General features: G+C 24.2%; 23 protein-coding genes and 1 pseudogene. 12 read left to right on the top strand and 12 right to left on the bottom strand.

Translation table 11 applies throughout. From position 1 onward, the window contains the following. Window positions 1-7 precede the first annotated feature (7 nt). The 12 genes from CWO85_RS03280 (at window position 8) to CWO85_RS03330 (ending at window position 10798) form a co-directional block, all read left to right on the top strand. Window positions 8-280 carry a hypothetical protein gene (locus tag CWO85_RS03280; RefSeq protein ID WP_121464194.1) on the top strand — a complete coding sequence of 91 codons (273 nt, stop codon included), beginning with the start codon at window positions 8-10 and terminating at the stop codon, window positions 278-280. Continuing rightward, the gene (locus CWO85_RS03285; RefSeq protein WP_121464195.1) at window positions 271-618 is read left to right on the top strand and encodes an HU family DNA-binding protein; all 348 of its coding nucleotides are present in this window, start codon (window positions 271-273) and stop codon (window positions 616-618) included. The genes CWO85_RS03280 and CWO85_RS03285 overlap by 10 nt, the downstream gene beginning before the upstream one ends. A gap of 136 nt (window positions 619-754) precedes the next feature. After that, the gene (locus tag CWO85_RS03675) at window positions 755-916 is read left to right on the top strand and encodes a hypothetical protein (protein ID WP_161554994.1); all 162 of its coding nucleotides are present in this window, start codon (window positions 755-757) and stop codon (window positions 914-916) included. Window positions 917-937: 21 nt separating this feature from the next. Beyond that, window positions 938-1348 carry a hypothetical protein gene (locus CWO85_RS03290; protein ID WP_121464196.1) on the top strand — a complete coding sequence of 137 codons (411 nt, stop codon included), beginning with the start codon at window positions 938-940 and terminating at the stop codon, window positions 1346-1348. Continuing rightward, window positions 1338-1664, top strand: coding sequence for a hypothetical protein (locus tag CWO85_RS03295; protein WP_236628362.1), 327 nt, complete (start codon window positions 1338-1340; stop codon window positions 1662-1664). The genes CWO85_RS03290 and CWO85_RS03295 overlap by 11 nt, the downstream gene beginning before the upstream one ends. Before the next feature lie 28 nt (window positions 1665-1692). Next, window positions 1693-2463: a hypothetical protein gene (locus CWO85_RS03300; protein ID WP_121464197.1), complete on the top strand. Its 771-nt coding sequence runs from the start codon at window positions 1693-1695 to the stop codon at window positions 2461-2463. Continuing rightward, entirely contained in the window at window positions 2464-3360 is an 897-nt protein-coding gene (locus tag CWO85_RS03305; protein WP_121464198.1) for a hypothetical protein, read from the top strand. A 24-nt stretch (window positions 3361-3384) separates the two neighbouring features. Beyond that, window positions 3385-5529, top strand: a complete 2145-nt coding sequence (locus CWO85_RS03310; RefSeq protein ID WP_121464199.1) for an ATP-binding protein — start codon at window positions 3385-3387, stop codon at window positions 5527-5529. Window positions 5530-5562: 33 nt separating this feature from the next. Continuing rightward, the gene (locus CWO85_RS03315; protein ID WP_121464200.1) at window positions 5563-6195 is read left to right on the top strand and encodes a hypothetical protein; all 633 of its coding nucleotides are present in this window, start codon (window positions 5563-5565) and stop codon (window positions 6193-6195) included. Window positions 6196-6797: 602 nt separating this feature from the next. Continuing rightward, the gene (locus tag CWO85_RS03320) at window positions 6798-8576 is read left to right on the top strand and encodes a coiled-coil domain-containing protein (RefSeq protein WP_121464201.1); all 1779 of its coding nucleotides are present in this window, start codon (window positions 6798-6800) and stop codon (window positions 8574-8576) included. A 72-nt stretch (window positions 8577-8648) separates the two neighbouring features. After that, on the top strand, window positions 8649-9485 hold the full coding sequence (locus CWO85_RS03325) for a hypothetical protein (protein ID WP_121464202.1): 837 nt from the start codon (window positions 8649-8651) through the stop codon (window positions 9483-9485). Between the two features lie 104 nt (window positions 9486-9589). After that, entirely contained in the window at window positions 9590-10798 is a 1209-nt protein-coding gene (locus tag CWO85_RS03330) for an IS3 family transposase (protein ID WP_121464203.1), read from the top strand. Between the two features lie 756 nt (window positions 10799-11554). Here the strand turns inward: CWO85_RS03330 and CWO85_RS03335 are convergent. From CWO85_RS03335 to CWO85_RS03380, 12 genes and pseudogenes are all read right to left on the bottom strand, one after another. Next, on the bottom strand, window positions 11555-12457 hold the full coding sequence (locus CWO85_RS03335) for a coiled-coil domain-containing protein (RefSeq protein ID WP_121464204.1): 903 nt from the start codon (window positions 12455-12457) through the stop codon (window positions 11555-11557). Between the two features lie 24 nt (window positions 12458-12481). Next, window positions 12482-13378 carry a hypothetical protein gene (locus CWO85_RS03340; protein WP_121463883.1) on the bottom strand — a complete coding sequence of 299 codons (897 nt, stop codon included), beginning with the start codon at window positions 13376-13378 and terminating at the stop codon, window positions 12482-12484. Next, window positions 13379-13960, bottom strand: coding sequence for a hypothetical protein (locus CWO85_RS03345; RefSeq protein WP_121463884.1), 582 nt, complete (start codon window positions 13958-13960; stop codon window positions 13379-13381). Window positions 13961-14007: 47 nt separating this feature from the next. After that, complete coding sequence (locus CWO85_RS03680) at window positions 14008-14172, bottom strand: hypothetical protein (protein WP_161554973.1); 165 nt, start codon at window positions 14170-14172, stop codon at window positions 14008-14010. Between the two features lie 41 nt (window positions 14173-14213). Then, window positions 14214-14543, bottom strand: a complete 330-nt coding sequence (locus tag CWO85_RS03350; protein ID WP_121463885.1) for a hypothetical protein — start codon at window positions 14541-14543, stop codon at window positions 14214-14216. Further along, a complete protein-coding gene (locus CWO85_RS03355) occupies window positions 14536-14949 on the bottom strand; it encodes a hypothetical protein (protein WP_152031102.1) in 414 nt (137 codons plus the stop codon). Before CWO85_RS03355 ends, CWO85_RS03350 begins: the two co-directional genes overlap by 8 nt. 17 nt (window positions 14950-14966) lie before the next feature. Beyond that, window positions 14967-15143 (bottom strand): hypothetical protein, encoded by a 177-nt coding sequence (locus CWO85_RS03685; protein WP_161554974.1) that lies wholly within the window; start codon window positions 15141-15143, stop codon window positions 14967-14969. A 133-nt stretch (window positions 15144-15276) separates the two neighbouring features. After that, a pseudogene (locus CWO85_RS03360) lies at window positions 15277-15549 on the bottom strand (HU family DNA-binding protein); the annotation flags it as partial. Between the two features lie 78 nt (window positions 15550-15627). Beyond that, a complete protein-coding gene (locus CWO85_RS03365) occupies window positions 15628-15882 on the bottom strand; it encodes a hypothetical protein (RefSeq protein ID WP_121463888.1) in 255 nt (84 codons plus the stop codon). A 36-nt stretch (window positions 15883-15918) separates the two neighbouring features. After that, window positions 15919-16536, bottom strand: coding sequence for a lambda-exonuclease family protein (locus tag CWO85_RS03370; protein ID WP_121463889.1), 618 nt, complete (start codon window positions 16534-16536; stop codon window positions 15919-15921). Beyond that, complete coding sequence (locus CWO85_RS03375) at window positions 16533-17396, bottom strand: ATP-binding protein (RefSeq protein WP_121463890.1); 864 nt, start codon at window positions 17394-17396, stop codon at window positions 16533-16535. The genes CWO85_RS03370 and CWO85_RS03375 overlap by 4 nt, the downstream gene beginning before the upstream one ends. Beyond that, on the bottom strand, window positions 17377-17793 hold the full coding sequence (locus CWO85_RS03380) for a hypothetical protein (RefSeq protein WP_121463891.1): 417 nt from the start codon (window positions 17791-17793) through the stop codon (window positions 17377-17379). Before CWO85_RS03380 ends, CWO85_RS03375 begins: the two co-directional genes overlap by 20 nt. Window positions 17794-18032 lie beyond the last annotated feature (239 nt).

The following is an 18032-nucleotide window of genomic DNA, read 5'->3' on the forward strand; positions in this document are numbered from 1 at the left end:
ATAAATTATGATAGGGCCAATGTTAGAAATTATTTTCGAAGATAACCAAAACACTATTAAAAAAGAAGAGAATTTTTATTTTGAAAGCTTACTTTTAAAAAAATTTTTATACAACAATAATAAAATAACTAAAGTATTCGAATATAAATATAATGATAAACGTATATTACAGGATACAAAAGAATACGATTATAATACTTATTTTCAATTTTATAATTTAGGTTTTAAAGAAACAAAAAAAAGAAAAAGAAAAAAAGAAGGAATTAAACCATGTCTATAAAAAACAACAAAAATAATAAAAATAAAAAAAAAGAAGAAGCAAAATTTCGTTTTACGAAAGCCGATTTAATTACAAAAATAGCTAAAGAAGGCGGAGTTACTATTACAGAAACAGAAATTTTTTATAACATCTTTGAAAAAGTATTAACAGAAGCGATTACTCATTATTCAGAAGTCATTTTGTCAGTAGGTTTAGGAAGATTTGTCTTAAAAACTCAGCCCGCTGGAAAATTAACAAATGTTAAAGGAAAAAAAATTTATTATCCTGAATCTACAGTTGTCAAATTTAAAATTTCAAATACTTTAAAACAAGCGGTTAAAAAAATTAAATTAACTTAATTTAAATAAATCAAAATAATTTAACTTTTCCGCTTTATAAAAGAATATAAGGTTTTTTTAAACTAAAAAAAATCTCCTTTTTGACTTTATATTCTTTTATAAAGCGGACAAGTGAAAAAGAAAGGAAGGAAAAAAAATGCCTTTTGTAAAAAAAATAAATAAGTCAATAAATAAACCTGCAACAAAAAATATTAAAAACAAGAAAAAAACCCCTTTGAAAACTCATCATACTCAAACAGTAAGCAGTAATTCTCATATTGTAACACAAATTGAAGTACTGTTAAAAAAAATTAAATAAATCAAAGGAAATAAATTGATTATGTGGCTTTTAACTCCTTTGTTGAGTGTGTTTACCTTTATGAAAGATTGGTTTCATGGTTTTACAGTAGTGGAAATTTTAGATCGAAGATTAGATTTTATCGCCACTAATATTTTAGTAACCAGTTTTTTAACTGGTTTTAAACCTCTTATTGTTTTCATAACTAATCTTTTTTTATACCCTATTATGTTTGTTATCGGTTTCTTCAAACCAGAAATCAAAAAAAATTATTATAAAAAAAAATTTTACAAACTATTAATGAAACAAAATAAATTAGAATCTCAAAATCAAAAATTAAAAACCAAAAAAGAAAAATTTGCAGGGAAGATATCTAAATTAGAAAAGAAAATGGGAATTGTCAAAAATAATCTTATTGAAGAAAGTGAGGATAGAGAAGAAGATGATGAATAATTTTGCTTTAGGTTTTATTATTGGTAGTCTTTTTAATTTATTTGTCATCTGGTTTAATAATAAAATTTATCAACCTAAAAATCATGATACTTCCAAGGAAAAATCTTTTAAAAAGCTTTTAAAAGAAGTAGAAGAACAATTGCGTCAACAAAAAGACCAACAATTAAAAGATTTTTCCAAAGATTTATCTTTAACTATTAAAAATCTCCATATTAATCCCCACAAAAAAGAAAATAAAAATGTTGTTGATCCAAACCAAGAAAAAGAAAAAAAAGAACATTTTTCTTTAATTCATCATAATCAACAAGAATATTAAATAATTAAAAAAAGAAAAGGACAAAAAAATGCAAAAAATTATGAAAATAAAAAGAATACCGAAAAAATTATTCTTATTTATTAGTTTCTTATTTATTCTTTTAACTATCACTACAGGCAGTTATCATTACTTTACTCACAAATCAATAGAAGAAATTAAACCCGTAAATGTCTTGTGCGAACAAGAAAATAAGGATTTAACTTCTTTAGAAATTAAAATGAAAACTCTCCAAGAAGAATTAAACAAAGAAAATTTAACTCCTGAAACTAAAAATAATTTAGAACAAATTATGAAAAAACAACAAGAAAAACAAACAAATTTAAAAAATTTCATTACTTTTCAAACTTATATGAATCATTTAGAAACTGATATTCAAGAATGTGAAAAAGAATTAAAAGAAAATGAAGTTAAAAAGGAAACTTCTTTAGCTAAAAAACATCAGCTGGCGGAAAAAAAATTAACTAAAGAAAAAGAATTTTTAGCTTTAAAAGAAAAACAAAAATTATTCACTGAAAAAGATGAATTACAAAATGATATTTTAAAAGATTTAAAAGAAAAATTAAAAAAACCTAATTTAACTCCTGCCGATAAAACTCCTTTAGAAACCAAACAAACAGAAATTGAAAAACGTATAATAGAAATCAATCAAGAAATTAATAATTTAATTACTAAAATGCAATTAAAAAATAAAATTGAAGCTTTAACAGAGGACATAGAAATGGAAAAAGATGAAGCTTTAAAACAACTTTTTATCAAACATAAAGAAATTTGTCAACAACAATTAGAAACTTTAAATTAATTGAAAAACAAATTTTCTTTTTGGTTGTCTCTTTATAGTTTATGTTTCTGTTTTTATTTAGGCATTGGAATTGCTTATTATTATTTATCTCCTCAAGAAAAAATAATATCTCCAAAAACTGTATTTTCTGAGATTTCAAAAGAAAAAGAAATACTTTTAAACAATAATTTTCAACCAGCTTCTTCAGAAATTGATCGTTTTTATTATCAATCCGTTATACCTATTAAAAAAGAACACTTAGAACATTTAGAAGTTTATGATGTTTATTTAGGTGAAAATACAGGGATGAAAGAAGTTTTGGGTTGGTTAAAATATTTTTTTCCTTATAAAAAATTTGAAACTCATTTTAGTTATGCTTTATATAATACTTCTGATATTGATAACCAAGTATCTTTTAATTTTCGGATTAAAGAACCTCCTCCTGAAAAATTTTTATTAGCTTATTTTGAAGGAGGAAGTAGAGAGGGTCAAAATGATAAGTATACTTTAGAAGATTTAAAGAACATGGGTAATGGAGCTTCTCATTTATATTTCTTTTGGAGTATGAATAAACCTTATTCTCCCCAACCAATACCTTTTATTCCTGAAAATTACCATTTAGAAATTATTTATGATAAAGGAACTAATTTTGGAGGACCAAGTTATTTGGCAATCGATAAAATCGTTATTAAAGATATTCAAAAAGATAAGATTGTTGGTGTTTATCCGATTAATCAAAAAATTAAAGAACCTTTCGTCATCTTTAATTATGATTTTAAATTAAAATTTCCTTTTTATAATTACGAACAAGAAGGCGTTTTATGGAATACTAATCATATTAAATCTTTAAAAAAAATTGATTTATATGAGAAAAGAACAGGACAACATCGAACTTTATATTATGATGTCGATGAATAATTCAAAAAAGAAAGGAGGCTTTATATGACTCTTATGAAAAAAATTTATTTTAGTTTTTTAATTTTTTTAAGTTTTTTAATTATAGGATTGAGTCTTTATTATGGGTTAAATACTAACAAGGTTGTTACTAACAAGAATACATCTCCTCTTAATAATGTTGAAAATCAAGAAACTTTATCTTTGTTAGAAAAAAGATTAAAAGATTTAGAAGCGGAAAATCAACAAAAAATAAATGAAGCAGAACAAATTAATACTCAAGATAAGCTTTTATCAGAAGAAATCCGTTTAAAAATGGGTCAATTAAGAGATTATATGGTTCAACTAGGTTATTTACAAAAAGCAATTCAAACTCAAGAAGAAGAACTTAAAAAAGAATTATTATCGGTTGATGAGAAAAAAATTTTAGAACAAAAAATGAAAGATTTAAAAAGTCAACATGCCGACATTCAAACTAAGAAAGACCAATTAAATCAAGCAACTTTGACTTTAATCGAAGAAAGAAAAGCGTTGCATCAAAAGAAAACTGAAAATGAAACAACTATTAAGGAACAAAAAAAAGTTTTCACTCAAGTAACTCAATTAAAAGACTTTGAAGAAGAAATTAATCTTTTAACTGAGGCCATGAATTATAATGAAGCGGAAAAAAAACAAATTCAAAGTTTATTAATTCAAAATGAAAATAATGATGAAGAAATTAAAAAATTAAAAAAATATCAATTATTTTTAGATCAACAATTATTATCTTTTGATCAAAGAATTAAAAAAATTGAAAGAGAAATGAAAGCTTTCAAAGAAAATACGCCTCTAGAAGAAAAGAAAAAGAAAAAAACATTTCAAGATGTTTATGGTATGGAAGAAGAAAAAGAACAATTCGCTAATATTATTCATTATTTTAATGCCAAAAAACATATTATTGGTTATCGGAATTTAAAACCCATGGGTATTTTATTATATGGACCTCCTGGAACAGGAAAAAGTCATTTAATGGAAGCATTAAGCGGTGAAGTAGACGCTCATTATATTTCTGTCGATCCTTCTCAATTTGATAAAACCTATGTCGGAGAAGGTAATGAAGAATTAGAAAAGATTTGGGCCGAAGCTGAATCCCATGAGAAAACAATTATCTTCATTGATGAAATTAGTGGGTTAGCGAATCGTGAAGATAAAAACGCTAATCAAACTTCTAAAAACATTATTAATAATTTATTATTAAAATTAGATGGTTTTAAAAGAACTGATAAAAAAATTATTTTAATGGGTGGTACTAACCATTTAGAACAAATTGACGGCGCTTTAAGAAGTCGTTTTCAAAAAGAAATTAAAATAGATTCTTTTAAAAAAGAAGAAACACCTGGTTTTTTAAAATGGTTTATGTTAAAAAATAATTATCGTTTAAGTTATCACGCTGTTAATCATTTAGAAAGTTTAGTGACAAGAGCTTATAAGCATTTAGAAAAAATTAATAAAGAGAAAACTTTATCCAATCGTGATTGGGTTAAATTAGTAACGGAAGCGGCTACGAATTATGACCGTTTCGCCTTTGAAAATCAAAATCATGAAGTCATGTTATCTTCTGATTTAGATGAAGCCTTAGATAATCTTTTAGGAATTAAAAAAACTAAAGGAGAAATCTTAGCTTATCGTAAAGAATGTGAAGACCAATATAAAGAATGGAAACAAGGAACTTTAAAATATTTAGAACCAAATAAAGATAAGACACCTATTCAAAAAACTTATATTTTTAATCGTTTCAACGGTTTCGATCAATGTCAATACAAAGATAAAGTTCCTCAAGATTTAGCGCCTTTTATAAGAGAACCTTTTAATAATTGGTATTATACAAATAAAATGCCTCCTTATAAAGGTTTTGGAGGTAGTGAAGTAGATTATTTTATGCCTTCACAGTTTTTTATAGATGTTTTAAGTACAGAAGATTCTAAATTTAACAATTCTTTTGTCAATATCGAACACACTATCGAAATGGAATACAAAGGTCCTAAATATTTATTAGAAGAAGATAAAGACTTTTACGTCAATGAAGTGAAATGTCCTTTACAACAAAATAAAAGATGGGAAGAAGGTAGAAACGCTACTTATTACCTCCACTTTAATCCAAAAAAACAATATATTACTTTATATACAGAGAAAATGAATACCAAAGAAAAATAAAAAAATAAATAAAATAGAAAGAGAAAAAATAATATGGCTTTTAAACCAAAATCAAATAAAACAAACAAGCAAATCAAAAAAATTCCTACTAAACTAAAACCAAATAAAGGTTTTATAAAAAAAGAACGTGTTCCTTTAGAAAACAAAATTATTTTAGAACATAACCCTGTTGAAAAACAAACTTGGGGCCAAATCACTAAAAAGTTAATAGGTTATCTTTTACCATTAATCTTCTTAATCTTTTTATCTTGGTTGATGTTTTATAAAATCGTTCCTCAAATAGGAGCGGCTATTAATCAAGCTGGCACTAAAGCTTTAGAATACACCAAAGATAAAGCTCACGATATCAAAGAATATTTCTACCATCATTTTAAAAATAAATGGAATTGTCCCGAATGGTTATCAAAAACAGGTAGCATTATCACTCCTATTTTAATTGGTTTAGCAATAGCCGCTGGTTGTTTATCCATTCCAGTCATTGGTCCTTTTTTAGGAGGTATAGTTCTTGTGGGTACAATTGTTATAGGAAGTTTCATGCTTTTTACTGATAAAACTACTCCTCCAATTCAACCTCCCAAAGAAGATGTCGTAGTCATAGACCATAACAAAGACAAACTAAAAGACAAAGAGGCACAAAACCAAGATACCACAAAAAAGTTGAATTAAAATTAAAGAAAGGAGAATCAATTTATAAACAAAAACCAGAAATTAAAAATTCAATTGAAGAAGAAACATTAAAAAATAAACAATTATCAGAAGAACAGCAATTTTTAAAAGTTAATCTTCAAGTTCAAGAATTAGAGTTAATAAACTTAAAACAAGAAAAAGAAAATTTAGAAAATCTGTTAAAAACAAAAGAAACATTAATTTATAATAAACCAGAAGGCAAAGAAACTTTAACAAAAGAAATAACCGAAATTAAAACTAAATTAACTTCTCAAGAAACTTTAATTGAAAACAAAAACGAAGAAATTAAAGGCAAACAAGAACAAATTCAAAAATTAACTAATCAATTAAAAGAGAAAGAAGAAAATTTAGAAGCTCTACAAAAAGACATTCATACTAAAGAAGCTTTATTAAAAGAAAAAGAAAAAGAATTAATAGAAACTAAAAATATATCTTCTGAAACAAAAAACACTTTAACATCAGAAATTGAAACTTTAAAAACAGATATTAACCAAAAACAAATTCATTTCGATCAACAAATATTATTAAAAAACAAACATATCTCCGTTTTAGAAGAAAATAATACCCAATTACAAAAAGAATTGAATGTTAAAAAAGAAGAAACTCAAAATTTAAGAGATCAACATGAAAAAACTTTAGCAGAAATTCAAAAACAAATTGAAAATTATCAAACTCAAATAACTAAATTAGAAAAAGAAGCAGAAGATTTAAAACAAAAAATAACAGCTAACAATGAAAAAGCCGAACAATTAAAAACTGATTTAACCGCTAAACAAAAACAAATTAATACTTTCAATCTTCAATTAGGAGCTTTACAAAATCAAAAAGCTTCTTTAGAACAAGAAGTCAATACTTTAAATAAAACTTATGAAGATTGGTTAAAGAACTGTGAAATTAAAAAAGATAAAATAACATACGTTAAATATAATAAATTATATTCAGGTGATCCAAATGACCAAAAATATATTGATCGACAAACATATTATTCTTTTAAACCATTTCAAGTAAAAGTAAAACCATTTGAACCAATGAGTGATTTTGAATTGGGCGACGACAATATGCGAGCTTATCGTGCTCAACAATTTGATGCAGATAGGAATACAATAACATGTGACGCCATACCAACACAAATCAATGGAAAAGAAATTTATTATATAAAATTTGATGTATATAACCAAGATTGCACACAAATAACTTTAAATGCCCAAACAGTAGTAACTACAATTCAAAGTAAAGAAAATTTATATAAAATAACAATGAATTTCAGTGAAGATGTTAGCTTAACTCCACCTCCTCAAGAATTAAATGAAAATAGTCTTACTAACTTAGAAAAGAAAAAAGAAGAATTAAAAACTATTTCAGAAAAATTAAAAACAACAACAAACGAATTAAACCAAACTCAACAAGAAATGGAAGAGTTAATCAAACAAACGACTCCTGATAACACTTTACAAACAGAAGTTCAAACCAAAGAACAACATATCAAAGATTTAAAAAAAGAAATGGATGAATTAACTCTTAAAGAAAAAGGATTTCAAGCAGAAATTCAAACTTTAACAACAGAAAATGAAAATTTAAAAGCTAAATACCATCATGATTTAACAAAGGTTATTAATGAATTAGAAGAAACCAAAAAAGAAAACGCTCAATTAGAAGCGGATATGATTAACATTCAAGAAGAACTAAAAAATAATAATCAAGCTAATAATACTTTAATTAACATGTTAAACACAAAACAAGAACAAGTTAAAGGATTGAAAACTAAAATCAAAACTTTAGAAGAAAATGAAGTTAAATTAAAAGACATTATTAAAACTAAAGATGAAGAAATAGCTCAATTAGAAAAAACAGTCCAAGAACAAGCTCAAGAAATACAACGTTTAAATGCTGAAATCGAAAGACAGATTGAATTATATCAAGAACAAGGAAAACGTATTCAACAATTAGAAGGAACAATTAAAGGACTAGAAGACGCTAATACAGAATTAGGAAATAATAATCAAGCGTTATTATTAAGAATTAAAGAATTACAACAACAATTAGACGATGAGAAAAAAGCTCATGAGAAGACGAAGGAGAAATTGAATCAAAATATAAATGATTTGAAAAAACAAATTACAGACTTCAACAAAGAAAGCAATACATTACAAACTACAAAAACCACATGGGACAAAACTCAGGACAACTTAAAAATAGCTGGTGGTGTTTATGGTGCGACTGCTTCAGGAATGTCATTAGGTAGTGCTATTGGTAGCGTTGTTCCAGGAGTTGGAACATTGGCAGGAACAATTGTAGGAGGAGTTGGAGGAGCAATAGTAGGAACCTTGAGTCATTGGGATAAAATAAAAAATTGGTGGTAATTAAAAAAATATGGTAAAATAGAAAATATTATGTAATCTTAATAATTAATTTTCAAAAAGGAGAATTTTATTATGTTGTCAACTACTCAAATTATTATTTTAGTGGCTTTAACTCTTTTTTCTTTCACATTAGGACCTTATTTTATTATTCTTCGAGAAAAGAAATTAAATCAAAATCGAATTCAGAAAAAAAGTCCGAAAGGAAACATTATTTATTATTTATTTATTAGTGTTTTTAGTATATCATTTCTGGCTTTCACAATGTATGTCAATAATATATCAGAAGTTAAATACGAAAGTAAACCTGTTCCTGAACCTCAAATAGAAACAAAAGCTGAATATTATTATAAAAAAGGAGATAGATATGGCACTAAATATACTTTAACTGAAAAAGATAAACCATTTTTAAATTCTCAAGGGAAATGGATGTTGAATAATGTTGGTGAAATAGAAGAACCAGTAATAGAAAAAACATATAAATTTTTTGGTTTCAACGGTTTCGATCAATGTCAATACAAAGATAAAGTTCCTCAAGATTTAGCGCCTTTTATAAGAGAACCTTTTAATAATTGGTTTTATACAAATAAAATGCCTCCTTATAAAGGTCTTGGAGGTAGTGAAGTAGATTATTTTATGCCTTCACAGTTTTTTATAGATGTTTTAAGTACAGAAGATTCTAAATTTAACAATTCTTTTGTCAATATCGAACACACTATCGAAATGGAATACAAAGGTCCTAAATATTTATTAGAAGAAGATAAAGACTTTTACGTCAATGAAGTGAAATGTCCTTTACAACAAAATAAAAGATGGGAAGAAGGTAGAAACGCTACTTATTACCTCCACTTTAATCCAAAAAAACAATATATTACTTTATATACAGAGAAAATGAATACCAAAGAAAAATAAAAACAATTTACCACAAAAAGAGAGATGAAAAAAACAACTTTTAATCAAAAATTCCTTTATAATAAAAAAAGGATTTTTGATTTAAAATAGAATAGAGGCTTTTTGTGGTTTTACCATTAAAAAAAAAGAAATATTATGATTTTGAAACTAAATTAAAAGTTATTTTAGCTAGACAACAAGGTATATCTATTAAAATAATTCAAAAAAAATTTAAAATTGTCTCTGTAAAACAAATTTATCGTTGGGTCAAATGGTTTCATAATAAAGAATTTCATCGTTTACAACAAAAAAGAGGTCATAATTATAAACATAAAACAAGTATTAATTTAAATCCTCATAATAACGAAATCAAAGAAATAAAAAATAAAATCAAAACTATTTTTCAATTAAAAAAGCAAAATTTTAAAAATGCTTGTTTAAATATTATTTATCGATATCAAAATAAATTCTCTTTTAATAAAATAATTAAATGGTTAGGCATTTCCAAAAACTCTTATTATAGATGGTTAGAACAAAAAGAACAACCACCTTTTTTAACTAATTTAGATATTCAAATTCAAAAAATTTGTCTCCAAAATAAATATTACAATAATGCGGGAGAAAGTTTTTTTGTTTGGGGTTACCGTCGTGTTTATCAAGAACTTTTAAATCAAAATCTTAAAGTCAACCCTAAAACTGTTTATCTGAAAATGAAAGAAATGTATTTATTATGTCAAACACGAAAAAATCGTTATCTTAAACGTCATAATAAAAATAATTATATCCCTCTTTCTCAATTAAATCTTTTAAAAAATAATTTTCAAGCTACTCAACCTTATCAAAAATTGTGTGCGGATTTTACTTATTTACTTTATGAGAAAAATCAAATTCTTTATTTATCAGTGATTATGGATTTATATAATCGGGAAATTGTGAGTTATTATCTTTCTACCAAAAGAAACACCAATTTAGTTTTAATATCTTTAAACCAATTACCAAATTTAAAAAAACCCGCTCTTTTTCATTCGGACCAAGGCGCCGAATATACTGCAAAAATAATTCAAACTACTTTACAAGAAAAAAACTTGATTCCTAGTTTCTCAGAAAAAGGGAGTCCTTCTCAAAATGCTTGTATTGAAGCTTTTTTCGCTAATTTTAAATGTGAAACCGTTTATTTAGAAAAAAGCAAAAAATTAACCAAAAAACGTTTAACACAGATTGTTAATGCTTTTATTAAAAAATATAATTCTCAAAGAAGAATAAAATATTTAAATTATCTTTCTCCTTATCAATTTAAATATCAAAAAGAAAACCAACAAAACGCTCTCAAATAATAATGAGGGCTTGACTTGTTGGTTTTCTTTTTGAATACCTCATTGAAAAAAATATTCAGCCAAAACAAAAAAATTTAATTTAATTTTCATAAAAAATTTAGAAACAATAAAATAGAGGTTAAAATAAACTATAAATTCTCTCTATGAGAGGCAAAATAACTTAAATAAGACATTTTTTTTAATTTTAAGTAGAATACTATTACTAGATACTTTTTAATAAAGAATAGACACCTTTAAAGCTGTCATTTTTGATGATATCTTAAAATTAGACCGAACATTCCGCCATTTTTAATTATTTTGTTATTTATTTAATTTTTTTAATCAAATTTATATAAAAAAAATAAATTTATAAAATTTTTTAAAATCTTAAATCTTTAATTTTATTTTTTTATAAAATAAATTTATAAAATTTTTTAAAATCTTAAATCTTTAATCTTATTTTTTTATAAAATAAATTTATAAAATTTTTTAAAATCTTAAATCTTGAATCTTGTTTTTTTTTTTTTTTTAAATTTCTTTTAATAAAACACTTGACAAAATATAATTTTTTTGTATAATAAAAAAGAAATAAGATTAAAGATTTAAGATTTTAAAAATATATTATATATATGTTTTCTTTTTTTCTTTTTCTTTGGTTCTTTCTTTTTCTTTTTTTCTTTGTTTAGTTAAATTTTTTAAAATAAATTTATAAAATTTTTAATTTTTACTTGACATTTTATTTTTTTTATGTTACGATAATAGTAATTAATAAATAGTTTACTTTTTTAATTTTTGAACTTTCCAACTGGTTCTATTTTGATGGAACACAACCAATTGTTCTTTTTCTTCTTCCATACCATAAACATCTTGAAATGTTTTTTTCTTTTTCTTTTCTTCTAGAGGCGTATTTTCTTTGAAAGCTTTCATTTCTCTTTCAATTTTTTTAATTCTTTGATCAAAAGATAATAATTGTTGATCTAAAAATAATTGATATTTTTTTAATTTTTTAATTTCTTCATCATTATTTTCATTTTGAATTAATAAACTTTGAATTTGTTTTTTTTCCGCTTCATTATAATTCATGGCCTCAGTTAAAAGATTAATTTCTTCTTCAAAGTCTTTTAATTGAGTTACTTGAGTGAAAACTTTTTTTTGTTCCTTAATAGTTGTTTCATTTTCAGTTTTCTTTTGATGCAACGCTTTTCTTTCTTCGATTAAAGTCAAAGTTGCTTGATTTAATTGGTCTTTCTTAGTTTGAATGTCGGCATGTTGACTTTTTAAATCTTTCATTTTTTGTTCTAAAATTTTTTTCTCATCAACCGATAATAATTCTTTTTTAAGTTCTTCTTCTTGAGTTTGAATTGCTTTTTGTAAATAACCTAGTTGAACCATATAATCTCTTAATTGACCCATTTTTAAACGGATTTCTTCTGATAAAAGCTTATCTTGAGTATTAATTTGTTCTGCTTCATTTATTTTTTGTTGATTTTCCGCTTCTAAATCTTTTAATCTTTTTTCTAACAAAGATAAAGTTTCTTGATTTTCAACATTATTAAGAGGAGATGTATTCTTGTTAGTAACAACCTTGTTAGTATTTAACCCATAATAAAGACTCAATCCTATAATTAAAAAACTTAAAAAAATTAAAAAACTAAAATAAATTTTTTTCATAAGAGTCATATAAAGCCTCCTTTCTTTTTTGAATTATTCATCGACATCATAATATAAAGTTCGATGTTGTCCTGTTCTTTTCTCATATAAATCAATTTTTTTTAAAGATTTAATATGATTAGTATTCCATAAAACGCCTTCTTGTTCGTAATTATAAAAAGGAAATTTTAATTTAAAATCATAATTAAAGATGACGAAAGGTTCTTTAATTTTTTGATTAATCGGATAAACACCAAAAATCTTATCTTTTTGAATATCTTTAATAACGATTTTATCGATTGCCAAATAACTTGGTCCTCCAAAATTAGTTCCTTTATCATAAATAATTTCTAAATGGTAATTTTCAGGAATAAAAGGTATTGGTTGGGGAGAATAAGGTTTATTCATACTCCAAAAGAAATATAAATGAGAAGCTCCATTACCCATGTTCTTTAAATCTTCTAAAGTATACTTATCATTTTGACCCTCTCTACTTCCTCCTTCAAAATAAGCTAATAAAAATTTTTCAGGAGGAGGTTCTTTAATCCGAAAATTAAAAGATACTTGGTTATCAATATCAGAAGTATTATATAAAGCATAACTAAAATGAGTTTCAAATTTTTTATAAGGAAAAAAATATTTTAACCAACCCAAAACTTCTTTCATCCCTGTATTTTCACCTAAATAAACATCATAAACTTCTAAATGTTCTAAGTGTTCTTTTTTAATAGGTATAACGGATTGATAATAAAAACGATCAATTTCTGAAGAAGCTGGTTGAAAATTATTGTTTAAAAGTATTTCTTTTTCTTTTGAAATCTCAGAAAATACAGTTTTTGGAGATATTATTTTTTCTTGAGGAGATAAATAATAATAAGCAATTCCAATGCCTAAATAAAAACAGAAACATAAACTATAAAGAGACAACCAAAAAGAAAATTTGTTTTTCAATTAATTTAAAGTTTCTAATTGTTGTTGACAAATTTCTTTATGTTTGATAAAAAGTTGTTTTAAAGCTTCATCTTTTTCCATTTCTATGTCCTCTGTTAAAGCTTCAATTTTATTTTTTAATTGCATTTTAGTAATTAAATTATTAATTTCTTGATTGATTTCTATTATACGTTTTTCAATTTCTGTTTGTTTGGTTTCTAAAGGAGTTTTATCGGCAGGAGTTAAATTAGGTTTTTTTAATTTTTCTTTTAAATCTTTTAAAATATCATTTTGTAATTCATCTTTTTCAGTGAATAATTTTTGTTTTTCTTTTAAAGCTAAAAATTCTTTTTCTTTAGTTAATTTTTTTTCCGCCAGCTGATGTTTTTTAGCTAAAGAAGTTTCCTTTTTAACTTCATTTTCTTTTAATTCTTTTTCACATTCTTGAATATCAGTTTCTAAATGATTCATATAAGTTTGAAAAGTAATGAAATTTTTTAAATTTGTTTGTTTTTCTTGTTGTTTTTTCATAATTTGTTCTAAATTATTTTTAGTTTCAGGAGTTAAATTTTCTTTGTTTAATTCTTCTTGGAGAGTTTTCATTTTAATTTCTAAAGAAGTTAAATCCTTATTTTCTTGTTGACAAGGTATTATAAGATATTCGTTTCTATTTGAGGTTTGGTCGTCATGTAAAAATAACTTCCTAAAACGATAATTAAAAGACTACAAACACCTAAAAGGATGAATGAACCTTTTTTAGATATTCTTATTCTTTTTCTTTTCAGAGTATTATTGTTAATGTTTTGGATTGCCATATTTTTTTCTTTTTTTCCTTTACTTTTATTTATTTAATTATTTAATAACTTTTGTTTTCATGATTAATTACAGATAAATGATTATGGGCTTCTTTTTCCAGAATGATATCTTTTTTCAATTTCTCATTTTCTTTCTCTTTTTCATGTGGGTTAATATGAAGGTTTTTAATAGTTAATGATAAATCTTTTAATTGTTTATCTTTTTGATTAATTATTTTTTCAATGTCTTTTAAAAGATTTTTGTTTTTTATTTCAGGATGAGGACGATAGATTTTATTATCTAACCATTTAAGAATAAATAAATTAAAAACGCTGCCAAGAATAAACCCGAATGCAAAAGCTAAACCAATCATAAAAGACCAATTATTCATTCGCTTCTTCCTCCTCTCTTTCTTCCTGAAAAGGAGTTTTCTTGATCCTTATTTTCTTTTCTAATTTGATTATTTTGGCTGCTAATTTTTCTTTCTTTTGTTCTAATAATTGTTTTTTTAATTCCATTTTATCTTGTTTCTTTAATAATTTAGTAATGTTTTCTTGATAATAATGAACTGCTTTTTTTGGTTTGAAGAAACCTATCACAAACATTATTGGAAAAGATAAAATATTTTTTACTAAAAGAAAAAGAGGTTTAAAACCAATTAAAAAACTGGTAACTAAAATATTAGTGGCGATAAAATCTAATCTGCGATTTAAAATTTCCGCTACTGTAAACCCATGAAACCAATCTTTCATAAAAGTAAACATACCAAAAAAAGGAGTTAATAAAAGCCACATCATTAATTGTTTCCTTTGACTTATTTAATTTTTTTTAACAGTGATTGAATTTGTTCTACAATTAAATAATTTGTATTATTCACTTTTGGAGACAATATGTTTTTATTGTTTTTTGTTTTAGCTTTTTTTGGATTAGTTGTTTTTTTGTTTCGAATGTTCTTTGTTTTTGTTTTATGGTTTTTTTTAATAAAAGGCATTTTTTCCTTCTTTCTTTTTAACTTTTCCGCTTTATAAAAGAATATAAAGTCAAAAAGGAGATTTTTTTTAGTTTAAAAAAACCTTATATTCTTTTATAAAGCGGAAAAGTTAAATTATTTTGATTTATTTAAATTAAGTTAATTTAATTTTTTTAACCGCTTGTTTTAAAGTATTTGAAATTTTAAATTTGACAACTGTAGATTCAGGATAATAAATTTTTTTTCCTTTAACATTTGTTAATTTTCCAGCGGGCTGAGTTTTTAAGACAAATCTTCCTAAACCTACTGACAAAATTACTTTTGAATAGTTAGTAATCGCTTTGGTTAATTCTTGTTCGAAGATGTTATAAAAAGCTTCTGTTTCGGTAATGGTAACTCTACCTTCTTTAGCTATTTGTGTAATTAAATCAGCTTTCGTAAAACAAAATTTTTATTCTTTTTTTGGATAATGTTTTTTATTTTTTTTGTTTTTAATAGACATGGTTTAATTCCTTTTTTCTTTTCTTTTTCTTTTTTGTTTAAAATCTAGATTAAAAATTTGTATATAAGTTTGATAATCATATTCTTCGGTTTCCTGTAATATACGTTTATCATTATATTTATATTCGAATACTTTAGTTATTTTATTATTGTTGTATAAAAATTTTTTTAAAAGTAAGCTTTCAAAATAAAAATTCTCTTCTTTTTTAATAGTGTTTTGGTTATCTTCAAAAATAATTTCTAACATTGGCCCTATCATAATTTATTTTCAACTCCTTTTATTTTTATTATTTTCTTATTTATATTTTGTTTTGTGTTTGTCATCTTTAATCTTCTTTTCTGCTTTCATTAATGTTTGATATTGTTGTAAAATTTTTTGATATTCCTGAGCTTTAATTTTCATCTCTTCAATAAAAGAAGATTTTAAAAATACTTCTTGGAGATAATGTTCTTGAGGATTAAAGTACACTAAAAAAAAGGCACTTTTACTTTCGGAACAAAATAACCCACATTGGATTTGAGCCCAATAATAAGAAGGTATAATGTCTTTTTCAAAAAAATCTTTCCATGAAGAACTATTTTTATCCAAAGGACATTTTATTTCTAACATCGTCTCACTTTCTGCATGATATCCATCTAACGAAGCGGAAAAAATATCTCTGGTAAATACTGCGGGTTTATAATTTCTTTTTGTTTTCACTGAAAAAAATAAATTCGCTTTTGGTTCGGTTTTTTTACCATGTTCCATCGCGGGATTAGAAATAAAGGAACTACCAAATAATTTTTTTTTAATTAAGTCTTCTTTGGTTTCGTAAGGATTGAGACCCATAATGGTTCCTATTTCAGAAGCGTTCACAAAATTTTTACGATGTTGAAACCAGGCCCAACTATTCTGTTTTAAATTAATTTTCATTTTAAAACTCCTTTTTGAGATTGATTTAAATTATTATGAGTCAAATCTAAATTATAAAATTGGCACATTTTTTTGAGTTTATTAATGATACGAAGGGCTTTTAGAATTTGATTATTATCATTAGTAATTTTTAAATGTTCTGACAATTGTGAAGGATTTAAATTACTACTAATAAAAGTAATTAATCCTTTTTCTTGACGAGCGTTTAAAAGAGGATATAAAATATCATCGCGAAAATAAATGCTTAAATTTTCCGCTCCCAAATCATCTAAGAATAAATAAGGAATATTTCTTAAATGATCCATTTTGTTATTTAATTCTTCATCAAACCATCCTGGCTTAAATTGTCTAGGTAAATCTGGAAGGAAAAGAAACAAAAAATCTTTTTTTTCTTTAAGAAAATATTGCATTATTAATTTAAAGAAAAATGTTTTACCAGTATTAAAATCGCCATAAAGATATAAACTAGGTTTTGTTTGTTCACTTTCGAAATAATTCCAATATTTTTTAATAATCTTGTTATTTGTAAAATTGGCTATATTCATCGTTTTTAATTTTTCTAAATTCAAACTTTGATTAAATAAAGAATGGATTTTTTGAAGCTTATTTTGAAAATGATAAAATATAATTTGATCTGTCTCTTTATAAAACATCTGCATATATGATTTCTTTTTTAAAATCAATTGATAACCAAAAGGTGTTTCTTTTTTAGCTTTTAAATATTTTCCGATAGTGATTAAATCTTCTTCATGATAATCTTTACCATAAACCCAACCTTTTAATTCAAGTGAAGTTTTGATTTTATTTTTAATTTCTTCTTGATAAGAAAGAATGATTTGATTATTTTGTGTTTTTGTCATCAGATATCATTATCTCTCCAAAAAGTTTTTTTCGGTTTCTTTCAATTAAATCATCCCAACCATCTTCTTGAGGTGCTTCTCCAAAAACTTGTTGATATAATTTTTCATTTAAAGCGACCATTGTATTTATTTCAGGTTCTTGTTTTAAATATAAAATTTTCTTTTGAAGATCAAAAGTATATTTCTTAGTCATTTGTAAATTCATTTGAATTTTAAAAGGTGGACTTTTTATTTTTTTCAAAATTACCAGTATTTCATAAAGGTCAGCATAATTAAGATATAAAGTTTGGTTATTCACGTTATAATTAGTTTTTTGATTAAATAAACGAATTTTAAAATAATTTTGTTGAATTAAAAAATTAATGATTTCTTTTAAACCATATAAATATTTATTCATTTTTGAAATCTCCTTTTTCAGTTTGACTTATTTCGAAACAAAAAAAATAAGTCAAACTATTTTTTTAATAAATAGTTGACTTATTTTAACTTTCCAACTGGTTCCATTTTAGTGAAGCGGGACATTGATAATTTCATATCTTTTCAAACTAAGAAAACATTTTTTAATTTAAAAAAATATTTAAACTTTTCGAAATAATTTCTTATTTTTAAAAAATATTTATAAATTTTTTTTACCTC

This window comes from Candidatus Phytoplasma ziziphi, from assembly GCF_003640545.1.
In the GTDB taxonomy this organism is placed as follows: Bacteria; Bacillota_I; Bacilli_A; order Acholeplasmatales; family Acholeplasmataceae; genus Phytoplasma; species Phytoplasma ziziphi.